This window comes from Bacteroidota bacterium, assembly GCA_016699695.1.
Lineage (GTDB): Bacteria > Bacteroidota > Bacteroidia > Bacteroidales > UBA10428 > UBA10428.
In genome coordinates this window covers 3,648,880-3,663,873 of record CP065006.1, presented here as the reverse complement: position 1 = coordinate 3,663,873, position 14,994 = coordinate 3,648,880, and the positions used below count along the sequence as shown (strand labels likewise).

General features: G+C 39.5%; 17 protein-coding genes. 8 read left to right on the top strand and 9 right to left on the bottom strand.

Translation table 11 applies throughout. The features are described 5' to 3' along the window. Nucleotides 1-34 precede the first annotated feature (34 nt). Nucleotides 35-613: a Crp/Fnr family transcriptional regulator gene (locus IPM71_15265; GenBank protein QQS50922.1), complete on the bottom strand. Its 579-nt coding sequence runs from the start codon at nucleotides 611-613 to the stop codon at nucleotides 35-37. A gap of 233 nt (nucleotides 614-846) precedes the next feature. Between IPM71_15265 and IPM71_15260 the strand changes: the two genes are divergently transcribed. From IPM71_15260 to IPM71_15235, 6 genes are all read left to right on the top strand, one after another. Then, entirely contained in the window at nucleotides 847-1,158 is a 312-nt protein-coding gene (locus tag IPM71_15260) for a winged helix-turn-helix transcriptional regulator (protein QQS50921.1), read from the top strand. A 49-nt stretch (nucleotides 1,159-1,207) separates the two neighbouring features. Continuing rightward, nucleotides 1,208-1,447: a TM0996/MTH895 family glutaredoxin-like protein gene (locus tag IPM71_15255; protein QQS50920.1), complete on the top strand. Its 240-nt coding sequence runs from the start codon at nucleotides 1,208-1,210 to the stop codon at nucleotides 1,445-1,447. Nucleotides 1,448-1,530: 83 nt separating this feature from the next. Then, complete coding sequence (locus IPM71_15250) at nucleotides 1,531-1,938, top strand: hypothetical protein (GenBank protein ID QQS50919.1); 408 nt, start codon at nucleotides 1,531-1,533, stop codon at nucleotides 1,936-1,938. A 209-nt stretch (nucleotides 1,939-2,147) separates the two neighbouring features. After that, on the top strand, nucleotides 2,148-2,849 hold the full coding sequence (locus tag IPM71_15245; protein QQS50918.1) for a sulfite exporter TauE/SafE family protein: 702 nt from the start codon (nucleotides 2,148-2,150) through the stop codon (nucleotides 2,847-2,849). A 52-nt stretch (nucleotides 2,850-2,901) separates the two neighbouring features. Then, a complete protein-coding gene (locus IPM71_15240; protein QQS50917.1) occupies nucleotides 2,902-3,921 on the top strand; it encodes a permease in 1,020 nt (339 codons plus the stop codon). 19 nt (nucleotides 3,922-3,940) lie between these two features. Then, complete coding sequence (locus IPM71_15235) at nucleotides 3,941-4,318, top strand: putative zinc-binding protein (GenBank protein ID QQS50916.1); 378 nt, start codon at nucleotides 3,941-3,943, stop codon at nucleotides 4,316-4,318. Between the two features lie 221 nt (nucleotides 4,319-4,539). On the opposite strand, the gene arsB is transcribed toward IPM71_15235, so the two are convergent. From arsB to IPM71_15205, 6 genes are all read right to left on the bottom strand, one after another. Beyond that, the gene (gene arsB / locus IPM71_15230) at nucleotides 4,540-5,580 is read right to left on the bottom strand and encodes an ACR3 family arsenite efflux transporter (GenBank protein QQS50915.1); all 1,041 of its coding nucleotides are present in this window, start codon (nucleotides 5,578-5,580) and stop codon (nucleotides 4,540-4,542) included. Between the two features lie 10 nt (nucleotides 5,581-5,590). Continuing rightward, entirely contained in the window at nucleotides 5,591-6,481 is an 891-nt protein-coding gene (locus IPM71_15225; GenBank protein ID QQS50914.1) for a GNAT family N-acetyltransferase, read from the bottom strand. 11 nt (nucleotides 6,482-6,492) lie between these two features. Beyond that, the gene (gene arsM, locus IPM71_15220) at nucleotides 6,493-7,296 is read right to left on the bottom strand and encodes an arsenite methyltransferase (GenBank protein ID QQS50913.1); all 804 of its coding nucleotides are present in this window, start codon (nucleotides 7,294-7,296) and stop codon (nucleotides 6,493-6,495) included. Between the two features lie 48 nt (nucleotides 7,297-7,344). Beyond that, nucleotides 7,345-7,689, bottom strand: coding sequence for a four helix bundle protein (locus tag IPM71_15215; GenBank protein QQS50912.1), 345 nt, complete (start codon nucleotides 7,687-7,689; stop codon nucleotides 7,345-7,347). A gap of 106 nt (nucleotides 7,690-7,795) precedes the next feature. After that, a complete protein-coding gene (locus IPM71_15210) occupies nucleotides 7,796-8,218 on the bottom strand; it encodes an arsenate reductase ArsC (GenBank protein QQS50911.1) in 423 nt (140 codons plus the stop codon). A 4-nt stretch (nucleotides 8,219-8,222) separates the two neighbouring features. Beyond that, nucleotides 8,223-8,549 carry a winged helix-turn-helix transcriptional regulator gene (locus IPM71_15205; protein QQS50910.1) on the bottom strand — a complete coding sequence of 109 codons (327 nt, stop codon included), beginning with the start codon at nucleotides 8,547-8,549 and terminating at the stop codon, nucleotides 8,223-8,225. A 278-nt stretch (nucleotides 8,550-8,827) separates the two neighbouring features. On the opposite strand from IPM71_15205, the gene IPM71_15200 reads away from it, so the two are divergent. Together IPM71_15200 and IPM71_15195 are read left to right on the top strand one after the other, a co-directional pair. Continuing rightward, nucleotides 8,828-10,975 (top strand): cation:proton antiporter, encoded by a 2,148-nt coding sequence (locus IPM71_15200; protein ID QQS50909.1) that lies wholly within the window; start codon nucleotides 8,828-8,830, stop codon nucleotides 10,973-10,975. Between the two features lie 344 nt (nucleotides 10,976-11,319). After that, on the top strand, nucleotides 11,320-13,797 hold the full coding sequence (locus IPM71_15195) for a glycogen/starch/alpha-glucan phosphorylase (protein ID QQS50908.1): 2,478 nt from the start codon (nucleotides 11,320-11,322) through the stop codon (nucleotides 13,795-13,797). Nucleotides 13,798-13,936: 139 nt separating this feature from the next. Here the strand turns inward: IPM71_15195 and IPM71_15190 are convergent, their stop codons facing one another. Beyond that, the gene (locus tag IPM71_15190) at nucleotides 13,937-14,128 is read right to left on the bottom strand and encodes a hypothetical protein (protein QQS50907.1); all 192 of its coding nucleotides are present in this window, start codon (nucleotides 14,126-14,128) and stop codon (nucleotides 13,937-13,939) included. Nucleotides 14,129-14,300: 172 nt separating this feature from the next. Then, nucleotides 14,301-14,735: an Hsp20/alpha crystallin family protein gene (locus IPM71_15185; protein ID QQS50906.1), complete on the bottom strand. Its 435-nt coding sequence runs from the start codon at nucleotides 14,733-14,735 to the stop codon at nucleotides 14,301-14,303. Nucleotides 14,736-14,994: the final 259 nt, after the last annotated feature.

The following is a 14,994-nucleotide window of genomic DNA, read 5'->3' as shown; positions in this document are numbered from 1 at the left end:
TGAAAATGATTTCGTTTGACAATTATCAAAAAAATCAGCTGAGACTTTTTCGCATCCGGCTTAAGGTTTCTTTTGTAATACCCAGGTAGGAGGCAATGTATTGCAAGGGGATAGTATTGACATATTGCGGGTATCTTTCCAGGAGTCGTTTGTACCGCGTTTCTGCTGTTTGATTCAATAGCAAAAACAAGTGTTCTTCGGAATTTATGGCAATGGATTCGGCTATTAATCTCCCCAGGCGTTCAATTTTTGGATATCGGTTATAGAGGTCCAGCAGGTCGTTTTTCGAAAACTCAAGCACCTCCATATCTTCCATTGCCTGCACATTTACAAAAGAAGGGCTTGCGGTAATAAAACTTGTGTAGGAGGTAATAAACGTAGGGGCAAAATAAAAATCACTGGTAATTTCGTTGCCGTTTGTATCGAAATGGTAAAAACGAAAATAGCCCTTGTCGATAAAAATAACCTTCGTGCACACCTTATTGATTTCGATAAAATGCTCTTTCTTACAAATTTTTCTTGAAGTCAAAATACTTTCAAGTGCACCAAATTCCTCTTCAGACAAATGGATAAACTTGTTAATATATTGATTCAAAGAAAAATAATTCGACATTGTGATAAAAGAATTAGTTTGAATTCCTCGATTGTAGTTAGGAAATCCGAAGATAACATTAAATCCGCTTGAGTATAATTATAATTCTATTAGTATAATTGCAGATCAATTATTGTACACTCATCTCCTATTCAATTAAAAATTCTAAAAAAATCAAAATAAGTCATCCATTCTGTAACGTAGTTTAAAAAAAATTTATACTTTTATTTCGTATTTAGACGAAATACTAAACAATGGAAATTATAAAAGAAAAGTATTACACCGACCAGCAGGAGAAAGTGTCCCGGTATGCAAAAGCCTTGTCGCACCCTGTGCGGGTTTTTATACTCGATTACCTCGCAAAAAACACCAATAAATGTTGCTATAGTGGCGATATGGCCGAAGAATTGCCCATTGCACGTTCGACACTCTCTGAACATTTAAAAGAATTAAAAAAAGCCGGGCTTATTCAGGGTGAAATAAACCCTCCCTACATTAAATACTGTATCAACCGCGAGAATTGGGAAGAAGCTAGAAGAATATTTGGTGAGTTTTTTAAATCTTAGAAACTATTTGAAAATGAATCAATTTGAAAATTTGAAAATTGAAAATAGAATGAATATTAAAATTCTGGGTACTGGTTGCCCTAAGTGCAAAACACTTGAAAAGTTGACCCGTGAGGTGGTAGAAGCGAATGGTATAAATGCTACGATTACCAAGGTAGAAGACATTGTAGACATTATGAAGTACAATATTATGAGCACTCCGGCTCTGGTAGTAAACGAAAAAGTAGAGATAAAAGGCCGTGTCCCTTCGACTGAGGAAATAAAACAGGTACTAATGAAATCAATTTGAAAATGTGACAATTTGAAAATGTGACAATTTGAAAATTTAAAATAGTCTTCAATATTTTCTAAATAACTAATCAATAAAATATTATGAAACAATTAATAAAAATTAGTTTTGCCCTCGCATTGATAATTGGCAGTTGGTCTTGCAACGCACAAACAACTAAAAACGAAACCAAAACCAATACTTCTGATAAAGTCGAAGCCTATTATTTCCATTTTACTTCAAGATGTGTTACCTGCAAAACAGTTGAAGCAGAAGCCAAAGCCGATATCGAAAGCCTTTACGGCGGAAAAGTAAGCTTTCAGGTAGTAAACCTTGATGATGCATCAAGTAAAACCCTTGCAGATAAACTGAAAGTTTCAGGACAGACATTGTTAATTGTAAAAGGTAATACCAAAATCGATATTACCAACGAAGGATTCCTTTATGCCCGTTCAAATCCAGAGAAATTCAAGGCAATTATTAAGGAAAAAGTTGACCCCTTAATGCAATAATTTTATAATGTGATAATGTGATAATGTGATAATGATAATAGAATGAGAACCTGATTTGTAAGGATATGGTATTAAAAGTTATTAAAGACTTTTTCAAAGCATATAATTTGGCATCATTAGCACCTTAAATAATTAAAACGAAAATACTTCGACTATTTCACTCATTAACCTATTAGCATATTATCACATTAGCACAATAAATTCTAATAATGAACGACTTTTTCCCATCTATTCTTGAAAGCAGCAACACTCCCTGGCTTTCAGCCCTGGTACTGGGTTTAATGACAGCTATCAGCCCATGTCCGCTGGCTACGAATATCACTGCGATTGGTTTTATCAGCAAGGATATTGAAAACCGTCACAGGGTTTTTATAAATGGTCTACTTTATACATTAGGCAGGGCAATTACCTATACTATTATACCCCTAATCATTTATCTGGGAGCCGACCAGTTCCAGTTCTCCGGTTTCTTTCAGCGATATGGCGAAAAATTCCTTGGGCCTCTGCTCATCATCATTGGCATTTTCATGTTGGGTATTATCAAAATCAATTTCCCCAGTATGGGTAAATTAACCTCACGCATGGAAAATAAAAGCTCATGGAACTATATCGATGCTATTTTATTGGGAATTGTTTTTGCACTGGCGTTTTGCCCGTATAGTGGTGTCTTATACTTCGGTATGCTTGTTCCGATGACAGTTGCCAGTGCTTCGGGTTTGTACCTTCCAGTGATTTTTGCGATAGCAACAGGTATTCCGGTAATCATTTTTGCCTGGGTGCTTGCTTATACAGTATCGGGCATTGGTCATGTTTACCATAAGGTAAAAACATTCGAAAAATGGTTCCGTCGTATGATAGCGGTGTTATTCGTTTTAGTAGGTATTTATTATATCATCAGAGTTTACTTTTAAAAAAATTTAATAAAACGTTTCGGGTTTAGACGAAATGAAAATCTTATTTATTATGAAATGGAATAAAAAAATTGTAATCCCTTTACTACTATTACCGGTTTGGTATTTAATTTATCACTATTTGCAACCACTTACCGATCGGATTATTGATACGGCGTTAGGCCTGGAAAAAGGGAAACACCTTACTGAAGCCTTGCGTTTCTTCGTTTTTGAATTCCCAAAAGTGATGCTTTTGATCACACTTATTATCTTTTTTGTAGGAATTATTCGCACCTATTTTACTCCCGAACGCACCCGAAAAGCACTGGAGGGTAAAAAAACATTTACAGGTAATGTAATGGCTGCCATGCTGGGAATTGTAACTCCCTTTTGTTCATGTTCAGCCATTCCATTGTTTTTAGGTTTTATTGAATCGGGCGTTCCATTGGGAGTAACTTTTTCTTTCCTGATAGCTGCACCCATGATTAACGAAGTTGCCATCATTCTTTTATATGGTATGTTTGGTTGGCAGGTTGCCGCTATTTATGTAGGAACCGGCTTAGCCATTGCTATTCTGGCGGGTTGGGTAATTGGCTTACTTAAACTTGAAAAATGGGTTGAACCATGGGTATATCAAACCCAGATGGGCGAGAGTGTGTCCGAAGAAGAAAAACTTAGTTTTAATAATCGAGTTAAACTCGGCTATGATGCTGTGAGAGAAATTGTTGGTAAAGTTTGGATTTATGTAGCATTGGGAATACTTGTAGGTGCTGGTGCCCACGGCTATGTTCCCGAAGATTTTATGGCATCGTTAATGGGAAAATCGGCTTGGTATTCTATTCCACTTTCCATTGTTATTGGCATTCCCTTGTATTCCAATGCTGCCGGTATTGTACCCATTGTTGCGGTGTTTATTGAAAAAGGCGCTTCACTCGGAACCGCACTGGCATTTATGATGTCGGTAATTGGACTCTCATTGCCTGAAATGGTTATCCTTCGCAAAGTGTTAAAACTCCCGTTAATATTCACTTTCATTGCGATTGTTGGTGCAGGAATAATGATGGTAGGTTATTTGTTCAACTTTATATTTTAACTTTTAATTACTTATTAAAATGGAAACAAAAGAAAATCAAAAGACTTGCCATTGTGGCAATGGTGAATATGTCGTAATAGCCTGTTCGGGAGCATGCGATTTAGGCCAACTATCTGATTTGGTTGCCCGTAAATTGCGCGATAACAAAATTCGCAAAATGAATTGCCTGGCTGCAGTTGCTGCCGATGTAAAACCCACCATTGAAATGTTTAAAGAAGCAAACCTGTTGCTTATTGATGGTTGTGCTGTTGACTGCGGTAAGAAAATACTCGACAAGGCCGGAATAGACAATTACAAATACCTTCGTATGACTGATCTGGGATATGTGAAAGGTCAGACCCCTGTTACCAGCAAGGTAATAGAGGCTGTTTATGAAAAAACTGCGGTTGATTTCTAATTCAAAGTAATGTTTGTAGGCCTTTAAATCATTATTTTCTGCGCTGATATTCTTTCAAAAGGATGACTATTCAATTCCTTTAAATCAAATTGCGTAATTGGAAATTCAAAATAGATTAAGCGTTTGTAATAAATTCTTTAAAACGGAATTGATTACAAACGCTAAATGGTAATTAAACCAACTCGTAAAGACAATTCGGCGAATCCTTCGCCTTAAGTAGATTATTTTGGGTTAAACACCCGCTTAAGACGCAACGATACATTCACCAAGGCAATCATCACCGGCACTTCCACCAGTGGACCAATTACTGCTGCAAAGGCCTCGCCTGAATTAATGCCAAACACCGCAATGGCCACTGCAATAGCTAGCTCAAAATTGTTGCTGGCAGCAGTAAAAGACAAGGTGGCTGTTTGCTCGTAATTGGCACCGAGTTTCTTACTCAAATAAAACGATGAAAGAAACATCAGCACAAAATAAATGACCAGCGGAATGGCAATTCGCACCACATCCAAAGGAAGACGCACAATGTATTCGCCCTTAAGCGAGAACATCACCACAATGGTAAATAACAGTGCAACAAGCGTAAGCGGACTTATTTTAGGAATAAACTTTCTATGATACCAGTCTTTGTTCTTAAGTCGAATGAGAAAAAATCGTGTAAGAAAACCTGCAATAAAAGGAATGCCCAGGTATATGAACACGCTCTTGGCGATTTCGCCAATGGTAATCTGACCAACCGAATCGTTTACAGGCAATCCAAACCAGCCGGGTAGCACTGCAATAAAAAAGTAGGCATAAAACGAAAAAAGTAAGACCTGAAAAATGGAATTAAAAGCAACCAAACCCGCAGCGTATTGCGTATCGCCTTTGGCCAGATCGTTCCAAACGATAACCATAGCAATGCAGCGTGCAAGGCCAATGAGAATTACCCCATACATATAATCGATGTTGAATTGCAGAAATACAATGGCCAGTATAAACATCAAAATGGGACCAATAATCCAGTTCTGTATCAACGAAAGTCCAAGAATTTTTGTGTTTTTAAATACATCGCCCAACTCTTCGTATTTCACTTTTGCCAATGGAGGATACATCATTACAATCAATCCAATGGCAATGGGTATATTGGTGGTTCCCGACGAAAGACTATCCCAGAAATTAACTATTCCCGGACTTATCCAGCCCATAAAAACACCAGCCAGCATGGCCAGAAAAATCCACAAAGTGAGGTAGCGGTCGAGAATTTTTAAACGTGCCTTCATTTTTAAAGATTTAGGAGTTAATTACATTTTTCGAATATTTTGCAAGAATGCCTTGGGTAATCTCCACTGCGTCCTGTACAAAAAATGGGCATTTGGTTTCAAAGGAGCCATCTTTTTCTGCCTTTTCCCATTCACTGGCGGTAGTATTGTTGAGCTGAAGAAGATTTCGGCAATTGATGCTCCCGTGCTTTTCAGAGAACTTCTTATTTAGTTCGTTGATGAGCATATAAGTCAAATCGCGTGCATCGGTGTCCTGTGCCTCCGTTCTTCCGGAAAATAGCCCTATGGCCATCATGCAACCTGTAATTGTGCCGCAAGTTTCGCCCCTGTAAACCATACCTGCACCAAACCCGGTTGCAAGGCTAAGAGCTGTTTCACGTTTCATTCCATTTCTCAATGCAAAGGGGAGCAGGCTCGATTGGGCACAATTAAAGCCACTGTCAAATAGTTTTTTCGCATATGCCGACAATAGATTTATTGTCATGCAGGTAGCCGATGCCGGACATAATTTCGAAAATTCCAATGAGTCTTTCACCTTATCAGGAATTTTTTCGCGATTAATCTCCTGCCAGCCTTTTCTCTCAAAATACTTGATTGCAGTCTGTGTCAATAGAAAGAGATGTTCAATTTTCTCATAAAAACAATACTCAACTAATTCATCATAAAGTGCACTGGCAATTTGATTACTCCGAAAAGAGTGATCGACAACCAGGGATCGAAGCAAGCCCGATTTTCCATATTTTTCAACACCTATGGCACCAATTAATTGCTTGTCGTTCAAAGCTCCAAAAAATGTTTGGTGTTCAGCACCCACATCGCTAAACGGCAAGTTATTCGATTCGAGTATAGCCTTTAGGGCTTTATAATCAGTGCTTTTCAGGGTGATGATAGAATAATTCATTTTTAATATGCTTACTTAAACGCCGAAACAGTAATACTGAAAATTCCGGTTTTTCCTATTTTGAAATCTTCCATTTCTTTGGCTGAAAGGTAGTTGATAAGAATTTCAGCTGGAATATCAATCCGTTTTTGCTTATGTAACGTAATATTGTTGAATTTGCTTTTCAAAATAATACCAAGGTATTCTTCGATATCGATAGCGCCCGATACACAACCGGCGTACATTTCAGCATCCTTCTGCAATTTTTCGGGAAGTGTTCCTTTAATAACCACGTCGGATATACAGAAATGACCGCCGGGTTTCAGCACACGCAGCATTTGTGCAAAAGCCTTATTCTTATCTGGTACTAGGTTCAATACACAATTTGAAACAATTACATCAAACGTGTTATCGGGCAAAGGCATTTCTTCAATATCGCCCTTCACGAATTCAACATTTTTAAACCCAAGTTTTTTGTTGTTTTCGATTGCTTTTACGAGCATGGCATCGGTGAAATCCAAGCCGGTTACCTTGCCCGTTTCTCCCACAATGGCACGGGCAACAAAGCAATCGTTTCCGGCCCCTGAACCTAAATCCAGAACTGCGTGCCCTTCTTTTATACCTGCAAATTCAGTGGGTATGCCACATCCAAGTCCTAGGTCAGCATCGGGATTATAGCCCTTGAGTGTATCGTAGTTTTCGCTGAACACAGCATAATCAACTGTGGAACAACAACCCGTTGCCCCGCAACATGACGATTCGTTCTGAGTTTTCGATTGTGTGGCTATTTCGCTGTACTTTTCCTGTACGATGATTTTTAGTTCTTCTGGTTTCATATTATTTAATGTGGTAATGGGATAATGTGGTAATGATGTGAAGCTCCTTTAGCCTTTTTTCGAGGATGAAATAATGCTCGACAATAATTTTTGTATCTCTTGAAGCATCAGTATCAATCGATCGTTCTTAGGGTAAGTATTGGATTTCTGACATAAAAGCAACCAATACTCTGTTTCTGAAGCCTCCTTGGCAGAAATTTTTAATTTATGAATAAAATCAGCACGACTTTCGCTATTCTGAGCCTCTCTTATGTTTGCTCCTATTGATGTTCCGGACCTTAAAAGTTGTTTTGCGATTACATACTTTTTATCGCCTTCCAGTTTTTCGCAATAGTCTATTATTTCTAATGCAAACACAAAACTCTTTTCCAGAATAACATTCTTTTTTTCCATAAAAATTTGTCCAATTAAGAATTAAATATTTCATACTTAACCTTCTCTCGCCAGTAAAATATACAATTAGCATATTGACTAATTAGCACATTAGCACATTAGCAAATCAACTAATCTTAATATTCTGATTATAAAACTTCCAAAACCCTTCTTTAATCTCATCCCTTACCCTGTGAAATTCGCTCCAGATATACTCATCGGTTCCGGTGGCATGCGAAGGGTCGTCGAACCCAATGTGGAGACGATGTTTTACCTTCCCCAGGAAAGCAGGGCACGATTCGTTAGCGCCACCACATACGGTAATTACATAGTCCCACTCATCATGCAGGTATTTTTCTACCGAATCGGAAGTATGGTGACTGATGTCGATGCCGATTTCTTTCATCACGGCAACCGCCTTTTCGTTTAGCCTGCCCGAAGCTTCTGTACCGGCTGAACATACCTGAATGTTTTTATCGAACGACTGGAGAAAACCATGTGCCATTTGACTCCGGCAACTATTGCCTGTGCAAAGAATAAGTACTTTCATTTTTTTAACAATTATTTGTATGACAACAATTTATTTGAATAAGAAAGCTGTTGAGCGTGTCTCTTAAATGCTGAATCCTTTCCGGGTTGAGACAGTAATTCTTTTTTACACCTTCTATTTCGCCCACAATCAATCCAGCTTTTTTTAATTCCTCCAGATGCTGATGTACGGTAGTGCGACTCAGTGGTAATTCGTCTGAAATGTCTCCTGAGATGCACACTTTGGCCTCTGCCAGGTATTTCAGTATGGCCAGCCTGGCTGGGTGCGACAAGGATTTAAACATACTTCCGGCTTCCTGCAACTCTTTATCGAATAATTCTACTTTTGCCATGGTGTAAATTTTATGTCGTAAATATACGACATTATTTATATTGACGTATTTTTACGACATATTTTTAACTTAAATTTATCAGGTGCGATAAATAGAGTAGAATTAATGGAGGCTAGCACTTATATACAAAACTTAGTAATGTATTAGAAAATAGTTATTTAGCCAATTGATCAATTGTAATATCTATCACACAAAAAAAAATGAAGCATTGAATGAATAGTGCAGTCAATATTGCAGCTTAATTATACTATATTTGAGATTATAACCATTTTTATTGAATGAATTTCGACCTACCCATTGCCGACCCGGTTATCAAGTTTCTGATTATTCTGCTCATAATACTGGTAGTACCGCTGGTATCGGAGCGGATTAAGATTCCTCACCTTTTGGGGATGATACTTGCCGGAGTGCTAATTGGTCCTTATGGTTTTAACCTTTTGGAACGCGATAGCGGCATTATTCTTTCCGGAACTGCTGGCCTGCTTTACATCATGTTTCTCGCCGGCCTCGAGATTGACCTCAATGACTTTAAGAAGAATGCCGGAAAAAGCACTCTACTAGGATTGTATGGCTTTATCATTCCCATGGTATTAGGAACCGTTACCGGAATGTATCTATTGCACTATTCGCTAATTACCTCGCTACTGCTGGCCAGTATGTTTGCTTCACACACCCTCATTACCTACCCGATTGCAAGAAAATTGGGCATAGTAAAAAACAGGGCGGTAAATATTTCAGTGGGAAGCACGCTTATTACCAATACCCTGGCTCTTTTAGTGCTAGCTGTAATAGTGGGCATGACCTCCGGAAAGCTAAGCAATAATTTCTGGCTCGAATTATCCATTTCGTTTCTGGTTTTTACACTAATTATAACCGTACTTTTTCCGATCGTTGCCCGTTGGTTTTTTAAGCGTTTCAGCGACAATATTTCGCAATACATTTTTGTGCTGGTCATGGTATTTTTAGGTGCCGTGCTATCTCAGGTAGCTGGCATAGAAGCCATTATTGGAGCCTTCCTGGCCGGCCTTGCACTCAACCGTTTAATACCAAGTACATCGGCGCTCATGAACCGCATCGATTTTGTTGGTAATGCCATCTTCATTCCCTTTTTCCTGATTGGAGTTGGGATGCTCATCGACTACCGGGTTTTTAGTCATTTCGATACTATTTTGGTGGCTGTAACGATGTCGGTTATTGCAACTTTAGGTAAACTGGCTGCAGCATGGCTCACCCAAAAAAATCTCAGATTTAGCAGAGATGAAAGGTTAATAATTTTTGGATTGACCAATTCGCAGGCTGCAGCAACCCTCGCAGCCGTTTTAGTCGGATACAATATTATTCTTGGTTACCAGAGCAATGGCGACCCGATCAGGTTGCTGGACGATAACATTCTGAACGGCACCATTATCATGATTCTTGTTACCTGCACCATTGCTTCCTTTGCCACGCAAAAAAGTGCCCGGAACATTGCATTCTCAGAGCAATCGGGAGACGAACCCCAAAACAATACCGAAAAAATACTGATACCACTGAGTAACCCGGGCCATATCGAAGAACTTGTAACCCTGAGTGCTATCATAAAATCTAAGCATAACAAAGACGGACTCTTTGCCCTTAATATCATCAATAGCGAAGAAGATTCGGCTGAAGCCGAAAAAAAAGCCGGAATGCTTTTGGAAAAAGCCAAAATCTCAGCTTCAGCTACCGATATCGATATTAAAACACTCTTGCGTTATGATTTCAACCTTGTAAATGGGATTACCAATGTAATTCGGGAGAATAGTATTACAGAGCTTATTTTAGGATTACATATTAATAAAAGTTTCACAGGCAGTTTTTTAGGCAAACTGGCCGAAGGACTGTTGTCGAAAGTTTCTGTCACAACATTTATTTATCACCCCTTTCAGCCAATTGCCACCATTAAGAGGCATCTTGTGATTGTGCCTGCCAACGCCGAGTATGAAATCGGCTTTTCGTTCTGGCTGGCCAAAGTGTGGAACATCGCTCTCAATACAGGGGCAAAGATTGTCTTTTATGGTTCGGTGCACAACCTGAAAATTATACGTGATATTTATGCTAAACACCCAATCGAAGCCGAATTTCATGCCTTTACCGAATGGGACGATTTTTTAGTTCTCACCAGAGAGATTAAAAGCAACGATAACCTTATTATAGTGCTCAGCAGGCAAGATGGGCTTTCATACCATCAGGGTATGCAAAAAGTACCTGTGTATATCAGCAGGTATTTCTCAGAGAACAACTTTCTGCTTATTTATCCTATTCAAAATAATTCCGATAAGCTGACCGACTTAAATGTGACCAATTCTTCCTTATTGGAAGCCATGAGCCGCATCGATATTATAGGTAAAACAGTCTCCCATATTTTTAGAAAAAAAACACCGCCAGAATTGCCTACCGGGCCATAGACACCAATTGAAAAATGGAAAGTGTTTTCCAAAAACAACCTATTCCCTTCGGAAATTTTTAATACTCAATCCTTTTTGTGTCGACCATCCTGTTATATCGGTGAGAGAATGGTAAAGGTTGAATGGTAAATGTATAGGACAATAACATTTTTTTAGACATTTTTTTGCAATAGCAATTATTTCAGGGAATAACCCTCGCCATCATCAGGCAGAACCATCAAAACAATTTCAACCCGGCAATAATGCTAGATGTTTCAGCAACAGATACTTCGAAATGATAGTTATAATATGATTGATGTTTTTATGTTTTTGCCTAACTTTAATGGAATTCAACAAAAACCACCATGAAAACCAAACTTAACCTGGCCGATTTTGTAAACGAGGTGCGCACCGGAACCGACGACCTTACCATTGCCCGCGCCTTTCTCGATAACCTCTATTACAATCAGGGTTGCACCCTGATGAATGCCAGTAAAAACGACCTGTACATGGCTCTTTCGTATACGGTGCGCGATCGTTTGTTTACCTCCTGGAACAGGCAGATTCAACAAATCATTAAATCGAAAATAAAGAAAGACTTTCGCATGGTGGGTTATCTTTCGGCGGAGTTTCTGCCGGGCCCTCACCTTGCAAACAATCTGGTTTGCCTCGGTATTATGGAGCAAACCAGGCAAGCCTTAAATCATTTAGCTATTGACCTGGACGAGCTGGTAGCTTTCGAAGAAGAACCAGGATTGGGCAATGGCGGCTTGGGCCGGCTGGCCTCCTGCTACCTCGATTCGATGGCTACCTTAGACATCAACGCCATGGGCTATGGTATCCGCTATGAGTTTGGCATTTTCGACCAGGAAATTCATCAGGGCTGGCAGGTAGAAATGACCGACAAATGGCTTAAAAATGGGAATCCCTGGGAACTATCGAAACCCGACCTGGCACAGGATGTTTCTTTTGGCGGTTATACCGAAGGATATTTCGATGAAAACAAAAGATACCACGAGATATGGATACCCTCGCGGGTAGTGCGCGGGGTGCCTTACGACACCCCTATTATCGGCTATGGCAACCATAAATGCATTATGATGCGGCTTTGGAAAGCCGAAGCCGTTGAGTCGTTCGACTTTCATGATTTTAACCTGGGCGATTATTATGCCGCAGTGGATGAAAAGGTAGCCTCCGAAACCATTTCGAAAGTGCTGTACCCAAACGACGAAAAAGATGTAGGGAAAAGATTGCGCTTAATGCAACAATATTTTTTTGTAAGCTGTTCGCTCAAAGACATGATTCGTATTCACTTCTTTCAGAACGAAGAACTTGAAAGCTTTCACAAGCGATTTGCAATTCAGCTCAACGATACCCATCCAGCCATAGCAGTAGCCGAACTTATGCGTCTGTTACTCGACGATTATCGCATGGAATGGGACAATGCCTGGGCAATTACTTCCCGAACCTTTGCCTATACCAACCATACTCTGCTTCCCGAAGCCCTCGAAAAATGGAGACTCGATTTGTTCCAAAGCCTATTGCCCCGGCACCTTGAAATCATTTATGAAATCAATAAGCGTTTCTTAAACTATGTAAGCGAGAAATTCCCCTATGACGATGGGAAGCTTTCGCGCATGTCGATCATCGACGAAAGTGGACCACGGTTTATCCGAATGGCTAACCTGGCATGTGTCGGCAGCAGCCGCATCAACGGGGTTGCACAGCTGCACTCCGATCTGCTCAAAAAGCATGTGCTGTTTGACTTTTACGAACTCTGGCCCGAAAAATTTACCAATGTTACCAACGGTGTAACACCCAGGCGATGGGTAGCAGTGAGTAATCCGAGCCTTACCAGTCTTGTCAGCAAACACATCGGAACTGACTGGGTAAAAAATTACACCTCTGAAATAGGTAAAATTGAAAAGCTGATAGACGATAAGCAATTTAGGATGGACTGGCAGCAAGTGAAAACAGATAATAAAAAAGTATTGGCCCAATGGGTGAAGAAAAACACTGGCATCGACATCGATTCAGCGGCACTTTTCGATATACAAGTTAAGCGAATTCACGAATACAAGCGGCAGCATTTGAACGTGCTCAACATTATCCATCAGTATAACCAACTCAAAGACAACCCATCGATTGCCATGCCTTCGAGGGTATTTCTATTTGGTGGAAAAGCGGCCCCAGGATATTTTATGGCCAAGCTGATTATCAAACTTATCAATTCGGTGGGCGATGTGGTAAATAACGATATAGAAATAAAAAACCGTTTAAAAGTAGTGTATTTGCCCAATTTCAATGTTCAAACCGGTCACCTCACCTACCCTGCAGCCGACCTGTCGGAACAAATTTCACTGGCAGGAAAAGAGGCCTCAGGAACGGGTAATATGAAATTTACCATGAACGGTGCACTCACCATCGGAACCCTCGATGGAGCTAATTTAGAGATACGCCAGGAAGTTGGCGCCGATAATTTTTTCCTGTTCGGTCTTACGGTAGATGAAGTACTGGCCCAAAAGTCGGGAGGGTATTACCCTTACCGCATTTATGAAGAAAACCAAGCTCTTAAACGAATATTAGACCAAATTTCGTCGGGTTATTTTTCCAATGGCGACAACCAGATATTCAAACCCCTGATCGACAATTTGCTCGGATGGGATGAATACATGCTGCTGGCCGATTTCCAGTCGTACATTTCTTGTCAGAACCGTGTTGGCCAGGCTTACCTTGATACAACGAACTGGACTCGCATGAGTATTAAGAATGTGTCCCGTTCCGGAAAATTTTCTTCAGACCGGTCGATAGGGGAATATGCCCGTAACATTTGGGAGGTTTAGACGATAAAAACTAAAGCGTTTCAATTATTCCCAACACCTGGTCTTTGGTAACCGGTTTGGTGAGGTAGTTATCGCAACCGGCTTCCATTGCTGCCAGTTTCTCTGCGCGATAAGCTTAGACCAATAAGAAAATCATAGGTTACAATTGACACATGGACTTTTTAAATCCTGCTTCTGCATTAGTATACTGTTTATAAAATATTTTAAAAGGCAAAATCAGGTTGATACTAGCCAACAGGGTATAAAGCCATTTAAAGAGTTTACGGTAAAATTGGCCATTGTCGATAAAATCGATATAGAGTTTAAAGAACGAAAAGAATTTTTGTTCCATGGCATGTTTGGGTTTACAAGATTTGCTGCCAATGATATTTTTTTTTCGAATCATTTACAAAACTTTCGGTGCGAAGACTTAAAAGTGAATCAGCTAGTCATCCGCTACAGAAAACTGCAAAAAAGGGAAGCTTTTGTGCTGCTTCCCTTTGTAAGAAATATCCAAAAGCTGATCATTTAATTTCGATGGTGCGCGCCGGTTTTGGTTTGGCTTCCTCTTTTTTGGGAATAATTACATTCAGAAGCCCGTTTTCGTAGCGCGCAGCAATCTTCTCGCTATCGGCGGTATTAGGCAGAGTAAAAGAACGACTAAACGATTGATAACTGAATTCCCGACGCGAAAATTGCTGACCATCCTTGGTTTCGTTTTCATTCTTTTTTTCAGAAGAAATGGTCAGTAGGTCATGGTTTAATTCGATTTTGAAATCGTCTTTTTTAAAACCTGGTGCGGCCATTTCTACTTCAAACGCATCGTTGCTTTCTTTGATATTCACCGATGGTAGTGTAGTATTAGTGTTAGAGAAGTTACGGTTCGACCAGTCGAATAAATCGCTATCCAGAAAACGGTCGAACAAAGACGGATAATTGGAAAGTTTAGCAAGTGTCATGGCTTGATCCTCCTATTAGTTTAGTGAAACATCTTTATTTGACATTGAGCTTTTTTCAAATCAAATACCAAAAATTGGAAATAATCTTTAAAATTATTATAAACACCTTTATATCTGATACTTAAAGTTTGTATCGTTGTTGTGTTTAGCTGTCATTTTTTCGAAACTACCGACATTTTTTACTGTCAGTTTGACAATAATTACGGTTTCGTTAAACAAAGCTTAAAGATTTTTTTAGTTCGAAAACAGCCAATTGGCA